The sequence below is a fragment of the Sphaerothrix gracilis Ecp01 genome, assembly GCF_030405905.1.
Classification (GTDB): Bacteria; Cyanobacteriota; Cyanobacteriia; order Phormidesmidales; family Phormidesmidaceae; genus Sphaerothrix; species Sphaerothrix gracilis.
In genome coordinates this window covers 1-17,651 of the sequence record NZ_JASATW010000049.1, presented here as the reverse complement: position 1 = coordinate 17,651, position 17,651 = coordinate 1, and the positions used below count along the sequence as shown (strand labels likewise).

At 47.6% G+C, this 17,651-nt stretch carries 10 protein-coding genes and 3 pseudogenes; 5 read left to right on the top strand and 8 right to left on the bottom strand.

Features of this window, described 5'->3' with window-relative positions; genetic code table 11:
• Nucleotides 1-930, top strand: a 930-nt coding sequence (gene tnpC / locus QJQ48_RS26595) for an IS66 family transposase (RefSeq protein WP_346294261.1), incomplete at its 5' end; no start/stop codon positions are given.
• Here tnpC and QJQ48_RS26590 read toward each other — a convergent pair.
• Nucleotides 931-3,852 carry a helix-turn-helix domain-containing protein gene (locus QJQ48_RS26590; protein WP_346294260.1) on the bottom strand — a complete coding sequence of 974 codons (2,922 nt, stop codon included), beginning with the start codon at nt 3,850-3,852 and terminating at the stop codon, nt 931-933.
• Between the two features lie 540 nt (nt 3,853-4,392).
• Nucleotides 4,393-4,587 (bottom strand): hypothetical protein, encoded by a 195-nt coding sequence (locus QJQ48_RS26585; protein ID WP_346294259.1) that lies wholly within the window; start codon nt 4,585-4,587, stop codon nt 4,393-4,395.
• Between the two features lie 1,077 nt (nt 4,588-5,664).
• Between QJQ48_RS26585 and QJQ48_RS28445 the strand changes: the two are divergent.
• Nucleotides 5,665-6,182 (top strand): annotated as a pseudogene (locus QJQ48_RS28445) (IS1 family transposase); the annotation flags it as partial.
• A gap of 426 nt (nt 6,183-6,608) precedes the next feature.
• Here the strand turns inward: QJQ48_RS28445 and QJQ48_RS26570 are convergent.
• The 3 genes and pseudogenes from QJQ48_RS26570 to topA all read right to left on the bottom strand — a co-directional run bounded on the left by QJQ48_RS26570 (nt 6,609) and on the right by topA (nt 9,766).
• Nucleotides 6,609-6,917 carry a hypothetical protein gene (locus tag QJQ48_RS26570; protein WP_346294256.1) on the bottom strand — a complete coding sequence of 103 codons (309 nt, stop codon included), beginning with the start codon at nt 6,915-6,917 and terminating at the stop codon, nt 6,609-6,611.
• A 57-nt stretch (nt 6,918-6,974) separates the two neighbouring features.
• Nucleotides 6,975-7,517, bottom strand: coding sequence for a pyridoxamine 5'-phosphate oxidase family protein (locus QJQ48_RS26565; RefSeq protein WP_346294255.1), 543 nt, complete (start codon nt 7,515-7,517; stop codon nt 6,975-6,977).
• A gap of 45 nt (nt 7,518-7,562) precedes the next feature.
• A pseudogene (gene topA, locus QJQ48_RS26560) lies at nt 7,563-9,766 on the bottom strand (type I DNA topoisomerase).
• A 128-nt stretch (nt 9,767-9,894) separates the two neighbouring features.
• On the opposite strand from topA, the gene QJQ48_RS26555 reads away from it, so the two are divergent.
• Nucleotides 9,895-10,965: a PDDEXK nuclease domain-containing protein gene (locus QJQ48_RS26555; RefSeq protein WP_346294254.1), complete on the top strand. Its 1,071-nt coding sequence runs from the start codon at nt 9,895-9,897 to the stop codon at nt 10,963-10,965.
• 50 nt (nt 10,966-11,015) lie between these two features.
• On the opposite strand, the gene QJQ48_RS26550 is transcribed toward QJQ48_RS26555, so the two are convergent.
• Together QJQ48_RS26550 and QJQ48_RS26545 are read right to left on the bottom strand one after the other, a co-directional pair.
• Entirely contained in the window at nt 11,016-11,543 is a 528-nt protein-coding gene (locus QJQ48_RS26550; RefSeq protein WP_346294253.1) for a hypothetical protein, read from the bottom strand.
• 732 nt (nt 11,544-12,275) lie between these two features.
• Nucleotides 12,276-12,680 (bottom strand): hypothetical protein, encoded by a 405-nt coding sequence (locus tag QJQ48_RS26545; protein WP_346294252.1) that lies wholly within the window; start codon nt 12,678-12,680, stop codon nt 12,276-12,278.
• Nucleotides 12,681-13,077: 397 nt separating this feature from the next.
• Between QJQ48_RS26545 and QJQ48_RS26540 the strand changes: the two are divergent.
• A pseudogene (locus QJQ48_RS26540) lies at nt 13,078-16,314 on the top strand (tetratricopeptide repeat protein); the annotation flags it as partial.
• An 89-nt stretch (nt 16,315-16,403) separates the two neighbouring features.
• On the opposite strand, the gene QJQ48_RS26535 reads toward QJQ48_RS26540, so the two are convergent.
• Nucleotides 16,404-17,114 carry an IS6 family transposase gene (locus QJQ48_RS26535; RefSeq protein ID WP_346294264.1) on the bottom strand — a complete coding sequence of 237 codons (711 nt, stop codon included), beginning with the start codon at nt 17,112-17,114 and terminating at the stop codon, nt 16,404-16,406.
• Nucleotides 17,115-17,258: 144 nt separating this feature from the next.
• Between QJQ48_RS26535 and QJQ48_RS26530 the strand changes: the two genes are divergently transcribed.
• On the top strand, nt 17,259-17,651 hold a 393-nt coding region (locus QJQ48_RS26530; RefSeq protein ID WP_346294251.1), incomplete at its 3' end, for a tetratricopeptide repeat protein.

Genomic DNA, 17,651 nt, shown 5'->3' with positions numbered 1-17,651 from the left:
GCCACGGGTGCGGCGGGAACGCATCTCGGGCCACGAGCTCTGGGCCTAGCGGCGGCTTTGAATAAAGACCTGAAGCTGCCGATGCGCAAGACCTGCCGAATTTTACAGGAGATGTTTGGCATCGAGTTGAGCCCGGGCGGTTTGGCACAGGCGCTAGAGCGGGTGGCCAAGTCTCTGCAAAATTCTTATGACGAGAGCTTAGAACGATTACGCCAGAGTCAGGTCATTCATACCGATGAGACCGGCTGGTGGGTGGGCGGTCCGGGCTACACCCTGTGGGTGTTCACCAACCACGAGACGACCTACTATCGGGTGGTTGAGCATCGCGACCGAACCACGGCTCAAGCCATCTTATCTGATACCTTTCAAGGGGTTTTGGTGAGTGATTGTTTGTCGGTCTACGACGGACTCGACGGGGTGCAACAGAAGTGTTACGCCCATCATCTCAAAGCCCTATCTAGGGCGCTCAAAACCGAAGCTGCACAGGGATCGAGCTACTTGCTGGAACTGCGAAGCTTGCTGCACACCGCCCTGTTGCTCAAACGGTTAGCTCCAGACTTGTCGCCGACTCAGCAGCAACGTAGTCGTAATTTCCTCAAAACCCGTTTCGCACAACTACTCGCTCAGCCCCGACCGCCGGATACACACCAAGGACAACAGGAGGAGAAAGTCCGGCAGCGCTTGGCTAAGCAGCAAGACCACTTGTTGACCTTCCTCGACTTTCCAGAGGTTGACGCGACGAACAATCTGGCTGAGCGACAGCTGCGACCTGCCGTCATTTCTCGCAAACTTTCCTGTGGCAACAAGACCCTCAAAGGCGCAACCACTTGGAGCGTTTTGGCCTCCTTGGCGGCCACCTGTCAACAACGAGGCGACTCGTTCATCGAACAAGTCGCCCACGCCATGAGGCTGAAAAATCGGGCTGACTAGCTATACGCTAAACACGTACAAAGCTGCTTTGCTAATCCCCGTTGCTTTCTGGAGATCCAACTTAGCGTAATGCTCAGGTGGCTGTAGGCGCTGTATTTTCCAAAGGCAGCGCTCCTCTACTATACTCCAAAGCTGCACGCTGTAGCTGTTCCAAAGGAGCAAGTGTTGAGCATCGCGATCTATCAATATTTTTTCTGGTCGAATCATCTCATGAACAATTACTTTATGCTCTGATTGCGGTAAGCGCCATAGCAATACTTGTCCTTGGAGATTAATAACAGCAAGGTGGTGTCCATTCTCACTGATAGCCAGAGCATCCAAGCCACCTAAAGCATCTAAATGCCTTCTAGTTTCTCCTATCTTCAAGCTCAGTGAGAACGACAAATTGCTTACAGAATTACTCTCCACTTGCAGTAGCTGGTTATCTTGCCAGCCGACTGCTAGATACTGACTGTCCCAGTTCGGTTGCTCTAACTCATATCTTACCCATGTTTGGTTATCGTTACTCCGTTGCCAAGTTATGCAAGTGTCAGCAATATCTCGACTAACAAAAAAGTTCCCGTCTTGGCTCCAAGCTAGTTCAGTAATTTCAATTTGGCCATTTGGCTGTAACCAATGTGGTGTTTTGACGGATTGTGGCCATATTGCAATATAACCATTGTCTAGACCAGCAATGAGTTCACCATCACAGCTATAGCTTAAGCAAGATATATTTGATTGCACTGCCTCAATTTCGTCATTCAATGATGATAGTGGCTGATCACCATCGCTCATGTCATCTCGCCATGTTTGTGGGAAACTCAAGTAAATGCGGTTATCTGATGCGATCGCTAATGTCCCATCCGTGGCAAAAGCCATCGCTGTTGCTCTGCCATTCGGAATCTGCTGCACATCAGTCATCCAAATGCGGCCATCTGGCTCAATCTGCCAACGGACAAAATGCCCTCGATAATCACTGATCGCGAATGATTTGCTCTCTGGGCAGAGCGCAATAACATCAATGTCAATCAAACCATCAGGAAAAATGGTTTCAGAGAAATGGCACTGTCGCAAGATAGCCTGTTGTAAATTTACACATCGAAGATCAGCTTGTCTGACTGGTAAGCCAGTGAAATCAAACCCAGTTAATGGAAAATCAAGCGCACCAGCAAGGTTGATAAGGTTACCAGCAGCATAACTATCCCCTGGCCGTAAACGATCTTGGCGTAAGCAGTTCAAGAGCTGTTTGCACAGGTCTTGTTGATGCTCTTGGCTGTGATACTGCTCCTTAATCTTGTCGGCAACTAAATGAAGAAGATGCCGCCGTTGCCACTGTTGCTGATGCGCCGGGGCCGTTGCAATCACAAGTGGATAGTAGTGTAGCAGGTCAGCACCGCGTCGCCTTCTATTTCTTTGGTTTGGTGTTGGCTTAGTAGCATCATCGTTAATATCGTTACCAGCACAGTAATCAAGAATTTCCTGATAGATAGCCTCAGCAAACAAACCGGCAGCACAACGCTCTAGCAGAGGTGGGTGCAGTTTTTTGTATTCTCTACCTTCTAGACTATTGGTGAAAAGATGATGTCGCTCCAGCGAGTCCCAAGCATGACTTAAGGTCATTGTTGATATACCTGGCTTGACTAGCGTTGTCAAGTCGCTACGACGTCGCGGTCTTAAAACTAGAAGATAAAGCAAATGTCTCTCAGCTCTTCCTAGTCGCTTTAAACGATCTTTTAACGCAGAAACCCAATGTGAAGATATCGCTGTCAACGTTGCATTCCACAGGTCATTCACCCGCCCATCGTAAGACTTAACAGTAGTTCTAGCAGCATGAATTAACAGGTAAGGATTTCCGCCGCAAAACCTCACCAACTGGCTTAATTTCTCATCATTACCTGCAATACTTTTGCAATTTTCTATAGCCTGTAAAAGTTCTCTCGCTGCTTCAAGAGATAGCTGATTACATTGACAATGATAAGCAACATCCAATCTATGCTCAAAGGAAATATTCGGTAATTCGCAGCCAATCCAAATCAAACAACTAATATGTCCATCCTCAATCGTTTGTTCGAGGAGTTTCTTATAACCATAGCTCTGCTCATTAAATACACCAGCCAACTCGTTAGTGTGATATTTCTCGGTTGCGTCGATGATAATCAAACAGCGGTACTTGCGCAGCCGCTTGACAATTGCCTGAACCCTTGCAATATCATCTATTGCTTCCGGTGGTTCCTGTTGATCAACCTGATACAGGATCGCTCGATAAAGATCATCTAGTGTCGATATATGGTACTCAGCGTGGTAATAAGCTACATAGTCAAATTCTTGCTTCTTGATGATTTTGTCTGCTAGCTTCCCAGCCAAAAACGTCTTACCAGTTTTACATTGACCTGTAAGAAATACCAATCGATGAGAGCTCTCAACGGCCCGCTGTAACTCATCTAGTTCTGGGCGATCTACAAAGTTGCCTGGATTCCTCTCTAAACCATTAAGTACAACATTATTGCTTCTCTGAGCGTGCGGGCTACTGACAATATCTGCTATTGGAATAGAAGTAGCGGACTGACTAGCAAGTCGTAAATCTTCCAGGCTCATACCTCTATCTTGCAATATTTTATGTAACTCAGGAGGATAATTACCTGTATCTTGAAGAAAGGTTAAAAAATTGTGCTTACTGAGTTTAGTATTACCAAGAACAGCATTTAAAGTCTTAAATAAAGTGCTTGCTCGATTGTTCAAGGAGCGCGCAGCCTGCTCATATTCAGCAGCTATTTCTTTATAAGTCTTTTTTCGTAAAACAGCGAGAATTACAAGTTTTTCAGAGTAATTTAATATCTTATGCTCTTTCCCAGCACTCCCTAGAGATAAAAGATCGCTAACGACGTTGAAAATCTTCTGCTCGCCATCACTTAACTCTAAGTCCATAACTAGCCATACACCCATCAGCAGACTTTCCCTGCTGTGCAACAGTGTACCGTGAGAATGAATGACTTTGGGTGACTTTAAGTTACTTTTTCTCCTTAATCAATAAAGGTGTTGATATCATCAGCTCTAAGTGAATCCTAGCAATGCTCATAATGTGCTCTAAGTAACAGTAGCCTTCCGTTATCCGATGAAATCTGGTAGATTTCGCGATCTGTGAATACCCATCTGCAAGAGTCACGCCAACCTGAAATTCGAGCTAAGCGACAGGAGCTTAAACAACTGGTGTTGTTGGGATTGGCTTCAGATAAGCGTAAGATGAGGTATTGGGAATATGGCTGATTTTATTGATAACAGCCTGCCAAATACCGATTCGCCCAGGTAGAATCAACTAAAGATGAAGAGTATCTTACTGAAGTCTATAAGAACAAGCACGACAAAAGCATGGCATCTACAGTGACAAGCACATGCAAATACCATGCAGAATGCCCAGTTCAACAGGCACTATCGAGAAGTACAAACGCGACTACTCAGCTTGAACCTTAGAACTTTAATAAAAGTTCAATCTGGAAGCTCCCTGAAAATAGGAGAGGTTTGAATAACAACATCCACAACAGCAGTTGAGATGCTGATTGTCACATATCTAGGCAAATTAGGGTTATTAACCTGTTGCACCATCGCAATCGTGCCACTGGTAATAAGCTGTACAGAAACAGGAACTAACAAATTTCTGGCCAAACTTTTCAACCTGGACATAGCTGTTATCCTCGCAATTAACTGTTCAATTGAGTCGCCAAACTCATTGCTAGTAGTATAACAACTTATTTTTACAAACAGCAAAAGCTCTAAAGCATAAAGATACGTTTCATGCTTTAGGGCTCTTACTTCTCGATAAAGCTGGTCTTAGAGGCTATCTACTCTGCGAAAACCATTAGATTTGGCGACTCAATAGTAATGCGAGGAATAGCCTTTACACCAGTTACTATCGATTACTTTTAGAGGTTGTATAAGGTAACCTACAATATATGGTAACAGCAAATTTAGTCAAAGTCACACCATGTTACTAAGAAGTACCTGTTTCCAGGGTAAAAAATTAGCTAAAAGAAGCAAAGAAACTCACAAATGACCTTCACCTGAGATGGAGTTTGAATCATTACTAATTTGAATAGCAGTACTGAGAAGGATCACCCGCTATATCATTACAGAGACCTAGAAAGAACATTAAGCAGGAATTCCAAACACTTATGTAATGCAATATTTATAGCTCTGTAGAATCTGAACTACTCCATCATGACAAGCTATCGCGAGATCGCCAATCCATAAAAGTTCAGGAAAGTTCAGGAAAAAGTTCAGAAGTCTTGATTCATTTTCTTCTGTAGAGGGATTGGAAGCGGCGTTGAGAGAATCTCAAACTGATAAGTTGGCGACTCGTTCACAGTTAATGGAGAACGCTTCATGCGACCGCTTCCAAAGCTAAACACTTTCAACAAGAAAAAGCTTCTGAGCTTAAGACATGATCAATTCTGATAGCAAATGTTATCCATAGCCAGCTCTATGGTAACAGATAGTCACAAGACATAACAACTTGGAAGTTAGTCAAAGTAACTCAACAGTACAATATTTCCTTCTCAGTACAGGACAAAAGCTTGAAACATTCACTAGGAAAGGGGTTCTCTGAAGTTCTCACACGCTTGCGAAACGCCACCTGATAAAACTCTTCAAGGTAGTCCTTAACGTGTAAGGATAGTGGTCACAATTTCTGACGAACAGACGATGCGAGCTGAGGCAGAACAGCGGCAAAACTAGCAACAGAATGATACCGACGCTAGCGAAATGTCTGGTTCGTTGCCTCCTTGTCCCAACTGCGGCTCTTCTAACATCGTCAAAGACGGCAGAATCCACAACGGTAAACAAAACCATAAGTGCAAAGCCTGTTCGAGGCAGTTCGTCGCAGACCCCGAGAGCAAGATGATTGATGAGGCCACCCGGCACTTGATTGATAAACGCTTGCTCGAAAAGCTTCCGCAGGCTGGCATTGCTCGCATGGTCGAGGTTTCAGAGGTCTGGCTTCAGCAATATGTCAATCAAAAATATGCCCGAGTTGAGCACCAAGTGAAAGTGAACGCTCAAAAAAAGGGCGCTTAACCATCGAGTGCGATGAAGCCTGGTCTTTCGTGGGCAACCAAGGGAACAAGCAATGGATTTGGCTGGCCATCAATCGCACCACCCGTGAGATTGTCGGGGTGCATATCGGCGATCGCTCTCGGGCAGGGGCTCAGGCGCTGAGGGCCTCCTTGCCAGCGCTCTATCGGCAGTGCGCGCTTTGCTACAGCGACTTCTGGGAGGCGTATCTAACGGAGAGCGAAAAAAAGTGGGGGAAAGCTTGGAAACTCGTTCAACTCATGAGCCGGGCTTATACCCCTAAATCATCCAGATTCAGTAGCCTCGGACTACACCTAGACTATTTTTTCTAAATAGGCACTCTGAGGAAATTCTTTATCGAAAAATCTAGAGATCTATGCCTCATACTGCCGTTGACGAGTTGCACTGTCGGCAACTATTCATTAACATCCTTTTAAGTAGTTCTCTACTACATAAAGCTGCGATCGCCCAATCGCTCAAACTTGATAGCTGAGATGCAAGTCTCAAAAACCTGTTTTAGCTTCGCAACTCTGCCTCAGTTCTGCCACCAGCACTAAATTCTGGCGTTGCTGAAACGAGGGATGAACAGACTTATGAAACTCAGTGGGAATAAGGTTTTGAGAATCCGATTCATCTCAGAAATCAGCAACGCCTAAATTCTCACTGGTGAAGAACAACCACTCAATCGCAGGTTTCAACGCTTCAGGCGGAAGGTTATGTGCTACCCGCGAAAAGGCTGAATTTAACCGGCAAGCTGCCGCTGATTGGTCATGGTCGAGCCAGTTCGCCGCTAGCGCATTCTGAGCAAAAAGGATGGCAGAACGCAGCGAGTAGTGTGGTTTATCAAAATAGACCATATCTAGGTCGAGGATAGGTTCAACCACTTGGCTGAATTCGGCTAGCGAACTCTTGGCAAGGCTAATCCGGTCCTGGATCTTCAACATACCTGGCTCCTCTGATTACGACATCATCTTGATTTTGCAGCTTGAGAGACCATTAAATCACGTCTTGAAGAGTCGGCTTAGGTCCAGCACCACTTTCGTATCCACAAGCTGATTCCCCAATGCCAACCGCTCTCCCGTCATCCAAGCCGCCTCCGGCTCAAACTGATAGATCCGGCGTGGCGAAGTGCCTAGATAATCTGAGGCCGTCCGCTGCGGTGGCTTTCCATCCGCTCGCGCAAAAAGCTGCTGCATTACAGCCTCAACTCGCTCAGGCGCCAGCTCTCCCCCATAGCCACTCAGATACACTCCCTGCCCTTTGCCTTCACCTACGCTCGTGCTGTAGATAGCGATCGCCAGCCGTCCCTGATTCTGGTACAGGTTCTGAGAATGCCTAGAGGCGATCGCCGATGACCAGTAGATAGTCCAGGCGGCATCGTAGACAAAGAACACCGGCGAGGCCCAGGGAAAACTATCCGGCGAACAGGTCGAAAGCGTGCAGTAGAGGGTACTAGCAATAATTCGTTCTGCCCGCTCCAGCAGTTCTGAGTTTTCGCCTTCTACTCTGCTAATCCAGCCATTCTCAGCCGTGGCCATCGTCATGACAGTTCCTCCTCGTCTGCAAAACCTTCCCTAGCACCGTAGCGCTCAAAGCTGAGGTTCTGGCAGCTTCAGCGTGCCAAACTTCGGTGACCAAAATTCACCCCGGCTCTCAAAGAAAGCTACCTCTTTGCACTGGTCGCGTCGGTTTTCCAGCAGTGAACAGCGCAGCATCACCTTGTCCTGACCATTTTTTTGGTAGCGATAGCGCTCCAGCAAAGCACCGCAGACCGGGCAGGGAGAGTCCGTAAAGTTCTCCGGTGTGTTGGCCTGCTGCTGCGCATAGGGCAGCTCATAGCGTTTGGCCTTGCCGTTCCAGAACATCACCGTATTGCAGCTACCGCATTTGAGGAAGTGCTTGGCTTTGAGCTTCTTGGAACGAGAGGGAATCTTGTCCATTAGCTGACCACAGGTGGGGCACTGGATCTTGCTGGGCTTGGCGTTACTCGGCTTTATCTGACTGACCTGTGGTTTAGAAACCTGAGACGTAGCCGAGGATGCTGCAGGCGGAGACTTTGCCGGTCGCTCTAGCGATCGCAGTTGCTGCTGTGCTCGCGCGATCGCTGGGGCAAAGTAGCTCTCGTGCCAGCCAATCAGATAGGACTGCCATTCCTGCTCACCCGCCGCGATCGCATCTAAGGCCGTCTCCATCTGCGCGGTGAACTCGGGCTGAATCAGGTCTGGCAGCAGCTTGCCTAACGCCGCATCTAGCTCTAGGCCCAATGGAGTCGGCGTCAGCTTGCCTTTGGTAGGCTCAACGTACTGTCGCTGCTTCAGCGTTTTGATCGTCGGCGCATAGGTGCTGGGACGACCAATCCCTTTCTGCTCCATCAGCTTCACTAACTGCGGTTCGCTATAGCGCGGCGGGGGCTGTGTTTGCTTGGCGTCGGCTTGGGCCTGCTGCAGTGTGAGCGTTTGACCCTGGGTGAGGGTCGGCAGCACCGTGTCAGCGCTGAGGTTGTTCCAGTAGCGGGTATAACCCGCAAACTCTAGCACCTGACCTCTAGCTTCCCAGTAGGCTTCCCCAGATTGGGTGACCACGCGCGTTTTTCGCAGCCGGGCAGGAGCGCACTGAGAGGCTACGGTTCGATACCAAATCAGCTCGTAGAGACTTGCCTCGATTGCAGGTAGTTCTCGCTGCAAGGTTTCTGGCAGGCGGCTGATATCAGTTGGACGAATCGCTTCGTGGGCAGCCTGTGCGCCTTTCACGGCTCGATGCTTAGTTCGCTTGGATGGCAAGTTGTCTGGGTCATACTGCTGCAGATACTGCCGCACTGATTCACAAAAAGGGGCTGAGAGCGCAACCGAGTCAGTGCGCATGTAGGTGATGTGGCCTTTCTCGTAGAGTGACTGCGCCACTTTCATCGTCTGCTCCGGGCTGAGGCGCAGCTTTGATCCGGCAGCCTGCTGCAAGGTCGAGGTGACGAACGGTGGCGGTGGCGACTGCTGCACCTGTTTGCCTTCAATCTGCAAAACCTGATGCGGCTGACTAAGGGCGATCGCTACCAGTTCATCAGCTCGTTGTTTTGAGGTCACCCGCTCTGACTCTGGTGCTACACTTTTGCCTTTGGCGACTGCTGTCTCTTGAGCTGATTTTTTAGATTTCTTTTGCGGTTGAGGGCGGCTGCGGTAGAACGCTTTGAAGCCTTCCTGGTAGCTCACCCAGACGCTCCAGTAGTCCTGCGGCTCAAACGTTTGAATCGCTCGCTCGCGATCGCACAGCAGATGTAGCGTCGCACTTTGCACCCGGCCCATCGACTTGGCTCCGTTGTTCAGCGGCCAGACCACATGGCGGCTACCTTTGTAGCCCACCAGCTTATCGAGGCAGTCACGCGCCCTGCCTGCGGCAATGAGATGCTCATCCAGGTGGCGGGGCCGAGCGATCGCCGCGCGCACTGCCTGAGGGGTAATCTCGCTGTAGACCACGCGCTGTGGGTTGCGCAGCCGTAGCGCCTGCTGCAGGTGCCAGCCAATCGTTTCGCCTTCGCGGTCGGGGTCGTGGCGATGTAAACTCGGTCGGCTTGCTTAACTGCCTGGCGCAGCTCAGAGAGCACTTTCTTGGAGCGGGCATCGCGGGGCTGATAGCGACACTCAATGGCTGTCACACCCAAGTCAAAGCCGAGGGCATCCTCGCCATCGTTAGCCAGCTCGCGAATGTGCCCCATGCTAGCTTTGATTACCCAGCCAGCCCCTAGAATTTGACCCAGCTTTTTCACTTTGCCGGGGCTTTCAATCAGCAATAGATTGCTCATAGCGTCACCTCTGACGGCCAAAGCGTCACTTTACGCTACTGCAATAGTACATTTGAATTGAACTGACTAGAATTCCAATACAATCGAGAGGCATGAGCCAACTCAGCAGGACTGTTGCTTTTCCCTCTATGCCCCGCCAACCCTCTCTACTCCCCGATGAAGACAACTACTTTGCTTTGCTCAACGAGCTAAAAAGCCGCATCCGTTCAGCCCAAATCAAAGCAGCGATCGCCGTCAACCAAGAACTGGTACTGCTCTATTGGCATATCGGCCAAGAAATTCTGCTCAAGCAAAGCGAGCAGGGATGGGGCGCTAAAGTCATTGAGCGGCTGGCCCGAGATCTCAAGCGTGAGTTTCCTAATATGAAAGGCTTCTCGCGGTCAAACCTACTCTACATGAGAGCTTTTGCCGAAGCTTATCCCGATCAGCAATTTGTCCAACAAGCTGTTGGACAAATTCCTTGGGGGCACAATGTCAGGTTGTTGGAAAAGGTCAAAGATCCACAAGAGCGCCTATGGTACATACAACAAACCATTGCTAATGGTTGGAGTCGCAACATCTTGACCCTGCAAATTGAAAGCAATCTCTATCAGCGGCAAGGCGGCGCTGTGACGAACTTTGAGCAGACACTACCCAAGCCCCAGTCTGACCTCGCGCAACAGCTGATTAAAGATGAATATCACCTCGACTTTCTCATAGTCACCAGCTCTATTCAGGAGCGCGAGCTAGAAGCCGCCTTGGTTGCTCGCATCCGAGACTTTCTTCTAGAACTGGGCGTTGGCTTTGCTTTCGTCGGCAGCCAATATCGGCTAGAAGTCTCAGGCAATGAGTACTTCATCGACATGCTTTTCTACCACCTCAAGCTGCGCTGCTACATCGTCATTGACCTGAAAGTCACCGAGTTTCGCCCTGAATACACCGGCAAAATGAACTTCTATGTCTCGGCAGTAGATGACTTGCTGCGTCATGCTGACGATGCGCCTACAATCGGCATTGTCTTGTGCAAATCGAGAAACAAAACGATTGCCGAATACGCCCTGCGCAACCTCCATACTCCCATCGCAGTCTCTAGCCATCGACTTCCAGAAGCGCTCAAAGAGCAACTACCGACCATTGAGCAGCTTGAAATGGAGCTAGAAACCGCTATTCAAGCAATAGAAGCCCAAACCCCTGAACCTGATGAGACTGCCAACGAGTAACCTCAACAACTGCGATCGCAGCCTTACTCAATAGTGCACTCTAAACCTGTTCAAGCAGATTGTGGCACACTCAGATGATGAGTCACATATTGTTGAATAGCACTAGCAGCCGCGATCGCAATCGCTTCCCAATCTTCAGGCAACAAGGCCGCACCAACCGCTTGCTGCAGGGAATGTTGAGCGGAGTCTGATAGAACCACTTTGCCTAATGGTTCAGCCAGGTCTTCTGCCAACACTGCCTTGAGCTGAGCCTGAAGCTCTGGGTCCGGGTGTTGCAAACGGAGAAGCAGGCGTTCTCTGCCCGCTGCGAAGGCTGCTTCTAAACCCGCTCCTAGATTGCCACTGCTGAGTATCTGACACAACGCTTTCAAAACTAGTTGCCGTAGCCGCTGAAACTGATGAAAGCCTTCAGGGTCGCTCATCATCTGCCTAAGCAGCACTCCCCATTCACGGCCTGCACCAATCTCGCAATCTGCTTCATCTTCAGCCCTAGATGCTTCCAATGCCCACTGCGGATCATGCAACTGAGCCATCATGTCAAGAGCCATTTGCTGGTCATCAAAACTTTGAAAAGACATCTTCTGAGCTAGCGCCTCTTCCGAGCAGGATACTCGAAATAAGTCAGTTGTTCGTCTTCCGCATCTAATCTATGAAATCATCCGGGTCAGGATCTAAACGCATCATATCCTTGCGCTCATAAAAACCCTCTGCTCCAGGAAGTGCATGAAGACCTACCCGACCTTCATAGCCTAGCTCAAGGCTACGCAAACGAGAAAAATTTAGCAGCACACTCCCTACAGTTTTGAAGCGGGGAGGGCGCTGCACCTACCGTCGATTCCAGGGAGCCACTGACAAAGCCGCAATGTAAACTAAGCATTTGCCTGAGCAAAATTGCGAAGCGTGTCCCTCCGTCTCTAGCATCATCAGCCCTTGAGTAAAACCATCGCACTCAACAGCATAGCCTTCATAACTTAGCGTTTCGAACAGTCAGTCGCTGCTTGAAAGCCCAATCCCAGTACTTATCCTCTTGGGAAAAACGACGCAGCGACGCCTGCCAAAACGAGTGAAAATCTGCCACACGTTGTTGGTTCAACTCCAGCAGAATCGCTTCGACAACTTGCTGGTTGTTTCGTCGAACTAGGCTAACAGGCAGTCACACAATAAGATAAGACCTAAACAAGTCTGACATTGAGTTTACTGGTATTTTCAGCTAACTCTTCTGCAATCCGCTTGTTTTGCCGGGTTTAGGGACAGTGGGTGAGCGATCGTGTGTTTTGAAAAAAAGATGTGCTAGAGCTGCGAAGAACTTACTACTCATGTTGCCGTAGATGGTGATAGGCAAAGGTACCCCGTATTCCATTGATGAATGCCATTATCAAGATCATTATGATAGGAATTCCATTGGGTTGAAAGCCAACCGTAGTCCACATATAAACTTGACCCAATAAGTAGAATGTCAATCCTAAAATGGCAGCAATCCGCGAAAGCTTGCGGATGCCGAGGGCAATCGCTATAAAAATTCCTACGTCAACAAAAGACCAAGCGTTGATTGGCATATCGAGAATAGACTCACCCAGAGCGATCGCAACTAAAGCGAAGATAGCAGTAAGCGTAGCGACACAAACAGCCGCCCAAAAGCCTTGTTTGGCTACTTGCTTGGCCTCAGCAGGTGTATTGATGGGAGGCCAGAGTGCGTTACGTGTTTGAGGTGTCATAGTAAACCTATTGATAGTATTGAAAAATTTTGCGAACTGGTGTGGCTAAGCAACTTAGAACATCTGCAATAGAGGTGTTAACCTCATCCATTCCAGCGGTTAAAGCGTCAGCAGCGTACCAGAAATAGCGACTTGAGCGATCGCTTAATTGCTCGTGGTTCTGAAGGAAATGCGCTTATTCATCAATGCGGAGTGAATAAGCAAGATTGTCCTAGACGCATGTGGGGTTAAAGCAGCAGTCTCAGGAATTTACCGTAGTTGACAAAGCCAACTTTCCTTTGCAGGAAATGGTATGTATCAAATGTGGTGTCCTGAGACTGGCAATAGATTAGTGCTGCTGAGGCACTAGCGATGTTGAGCTGTTTCGATTTAGCCCCCCTTATCTACTCACTACGTCATGCATTTACAAATTTCTGTTCTCGGTATACTGGCGTCTGTTTTGTCATTTTCTCCAGCGTTGCTAGAGCCGTCTTATGAATCTCTAAATCTAATATCTGCAAGCCTAGAAGAGGCTAGCGCTCAAGTAATTGCTGATCATCCGGAGGCGTTGCGTCGAAAGGGATGGCAGCTCTATTATCAAGGCTATTTACCTGCGGCGATCGCCCCATTACAGCGAGCTTTGGAGCTGGAGCAAGCTGGCAATAACCCGTCTGAGGAAGCAGCTACGCTGACGATGCTGGCAGAGGTTTACATCTTTCAGGGTGAGGACGAGCTAGGACTGGATCTAAGTCAGCAGGCGGTGGCTTTGTATCGTGAACTGGGCGATCGCCGGGGTGAAGCGGAAGCGATGAGAATTCTGGCGATGGCCCAGCCGGATGACAATTTTGATTTGATACTGGCAAAGTTAAAAGAATCTCAACGTATTTTCGATGAGGTAGGAACGCCGATTGAGCAAGGCACGGTCTTGGCAGATATTGGCGCTATAAATGTTAAGCGAAAATCATTTGAAACAGGATTAGAGCAGTTACAGGAAGCGATCGCTCTGCTGGAGTCTGAACCGCAATCGTCAGATGAAGCTCGCCGCAGTGGTTACTACAGTGCTTTAGTAACTGCTTGGGTTGGATTAGCTCACTTTCGTCTTGAAGATTCGGATAAAGCTTTTGAAGTTTTAGAAGAAGCTCTACAGCTTAGCCGCGAAAGCAAAAGCCTGTATGCGGAAGCGCGGACTCATGACTTCGTAGGTGTAGCACATTATGAAAACGACAATTTTAAGCAGTCCCTTGATTCATTTCAGCGGGCGATTGAGATTTACTCAACTGTAGAAATGGATAGCTTTAGAGATTATGAAAAATCTCAGTTAGTTTGGGCTTATACAAGTCAAGGGCAGGCCTATGACGACAAGAAAGAGTATACGGCAGCAATTCAATCTTTTGAACAGGCTATAAAAACAAGCCAGAGCCTACAAAAAGCTGAACAAAATACGAAAAGCTTGAAAATAGCAATAGTCCACGCTCAAATTGGAATTACTCATGCAAATTTATCAATTACTCATAATCGCTATGCTGAAGCTACAGAATTATTTCAATCTGATGATTTTCAACAAGCTCATGCAGTAATTGATAAAGCCATCTCTTCTGCCAAACAAACGTTAGAGAGAGCAAAAAAAACTATACGTTTTGCTGAGGAAATGCAAGACTCTCAATCAGTCGAGCTAGCTAATTCCGCTCTTCATTCTCTTTATCAAGCTATTGGTCTCAGCTATGAAAAACAGGGCCGCATATTTGTTGCTCAAGGTAAATATAAAGAGGATTTAGAAGCTAGCCAAGAAGCTTTGGAAGTTTATCAAACCAGTTTGCCTTACGCTTTAGCTTCTAACGATCCTGATTCACGAGATCTAGCGTACCAGGGTATTGCCAGCAGCTATAACCGTATCAGTAATGCGTATGGCGATCTTGGTGATTATCAAGCTGCTATAGAAGCCGCAGAAAAAGGGTTAGAACCTGCTCAAGAATCTGGAGAACTCCAATTAGAACTTAATCTTCTTCTAGGTCTTCAAACTCAGACTGGCGATTTGGGCGATCAGTATCGGCAAGCTGGTGAGTATGAAAAGGCTTTAGAGGTATTAGAGCGAGGCTTGGGTTACGCAGAAGCTATGCTAGCCGTTGCTGAAAAAACGAGCGATCAAGAGAGAGACTGGGTGCAGCAAGCGCTATCAACGAAGCTTACTCTCCTAATGAATATTGGTCTAGTTTATAGCGATCAGGGAAACAATAGAAAAGCTTTAGCGACATATTTGAATCAAGTAGAACTGGCTAAAAATCTGGATGATTTAGAGCGGGAAATTGGAGGTTGGCAGAGTATTGCCGTAACCTACAGGAGTCTTAGTGAGTATGATAAAGCTCTGGAAGTACTATCACAACTTTTAGAAACTGCTGAGAAGACCGAAAACTTTGTTCTCAAACAATCAGCGCTACTTTCAACTGCAGCTGTACATGACGATATTGGTCAATATGATGAAGCGATCGCTATTTATGAAGAAGTTGCAGATATTGCCAGATCTGAAGGCGATTGGAGAACTGAAAGCTCTGCTTTAAACAACCTTGCAACTATTTATAGTAGTCGAGGAGACTATGAGCAAGCTTTAGATAAGCTCAATCGAAATTTAGATACCGCAGAATTGATTCGCGCAGACTTGCAGGCTTCTAGTGCAGTTGAGAATTTGAAAGAAGAATGTTCCGCTTTTGATGGCTATCTACCTAAAGAAAATCAGGCAGAGCATGAAGATCCTGCATTACGAAATCAAAATAAAAGAAGACAGCAAGAATCACTAGAGCATAGTTTAGAACTCTGCATTGATTTAACTTGGTATGCCGAAGCTACAACACTCAATAACATGGCTGCTGTTTATGACAATCAAGGTCGTTATCAAGAAGCGATAGATCTCTATCAGGAAGCTATAGAAATCATTAGAAACACATCACCAGATAGAGACTTCGAAGCGACTATTATCATGAATATTGGCTCAGTTTATCAAAATCAAGGCAATTTTGAGAAATCACTTGAGTACCGCGAGCAGGCTCTGAAAATATTTGAGGAAATAGAGAGCTATGCTGGCATAGCATCAACGCTCAGTAGTATTGGTGTTACTTACCAAGATCAGGGAAACTATCCCAAAGCGCTAGACATTTTAAGACAAGCGCTAGAAATCGTTCGAGAAAAAGAACTGCGCCCTTCAGAGAACAGCGTTCTTAATAATATTTCTACTGTTTATCTGTCTCAAGGGAACTACGAGCAAGCTCAAATATATCTCGATCAGGCTCTGGAGCTGAGTCAAGAACTGGGGTTGAAGCCTAGCGAAGCAATTAATCTCCACAATTTAGGACAGCTAAGCCTAGGGCGAGGCAACTATCAGGAAGCTATAGACTACACCGAACAAGCCTTGATCATCAATCAAAGTATTGGCAAATTGCCTGGGCAGGGAGATTCATTGACCGCTATTGGCAATTATTTAATGATGCAAGGAAACTATTCCGAAGCACTTGAAAAACAGCAGCGAGCCTTAGAAATCGCTCAAGAGATTGGTAATCTTAACAATAAAGCCTTTGCTTTGCGTGCGTTAGGAGCTTCTTACACTGCCTTAGGTCAATACGAGAAAGCGATTGAGTATCACCAAAAGGCGCTCAAAATTCATCAAGAGGTCGGAGACCTAGCGAGTGAAGCAAGTGCATTGGCTCTGTCGCAAAAAGAAGATGAGGGTATGAAAATCCTCTTTCTTATCTATTTTTATACAGCGATGCCGAAGATTTGGTGGATGAAAGAGATCTGTCCTGTCACATCATCTCTATCGACATTTTGGATCTGTCCTTTGCGAATCATCGCCATCGCTTCGTACCCTTTGAGAGTCCGTCGAGCTGTATTGAAGGAACCGAAGCCTAAACCCGGTTTGACCAAACGTTTGATGCGGCGATGGTCCTGCTCAATCAGGTTATTGAGATACTTAACGGGGCGGAGTTTGGTCTTTTCTGGCAGCGTTTTTTCCGTCTTGAGGTCATCAACCGCCGGGGGATAAGCCGCATTCTTATCAACGTTGATCACACGCGGGGTGGACGTGTGAGGTGCCTGCAAAGCCTTCTTGAGAAACCGTTTGGCAGCTTTGGTATCGCGCTTAGCGCTCAACATGAAGTCCAGTGTCTGACCGCTCGAATCTATGGCTCGATAAAGATATTTCCACTCCCCTTTGACTTTCACGTACGTCTCATCGACTTTCCAAGAATCGTTCGGCACACGCAGATGCGGGCGACAGCGCTGGTCGAGTTCTGGTCCGTACTGCAACACCCATCGATTGATTGTGCTATGGTCAACCGAGAGTCCTCGTTCGGCCATCATCTCCTCGAGGTCCCGATAGCTCAAGGCATAGCGGCAGTACCAACGGATGTTGAGCAGTATGACTTCAGGCTGAAAGTGCTTCCACTTGAACAGGGCAGGATGAGACATGAAGGTGAAGTTGGTGGTAGATGACATGAGGAAATCGGTCTCCTAATCTACCACTCCTGAGTTTTTGCGACAGAACCATACATTGCGGCAATCAATTGGCTGCAACGGTACTCTCCAAAGCATTCTTCCGAGAAGATAGACCTAGTGCGGGGAGAACTGGAAGCTTTCTACCATCTCTGCGCTGTCTCAGACTGGGCAAACGCTCACCCATTAGCCTTTTCTCCAGTTAATGATTCAGAAACAGAAGAACTACACGAGCGGTTATTCAACTGGGGCTATTATCGAGAACAGCGGCAGCTATACGCCAGCCTGCTGCACAAAATAGATTGTGAGGTTGACCTAGTGTGCCTGAATGGACTTGGCAGCCTACACGATGCACTTGGAGATGCTTGGCAAGCCCTTGACTACTATCAGCGGTCCTTAGAACTAGCCCAAAGGTTGGACGTCCTCGAAGCAGAAGCTACCTCGCTGGGTAACTTGGGCAACGCTTATTTGTCCTTTGGGCTGCCAGAGCGGTCGCTCGACTTTTACCAGCAG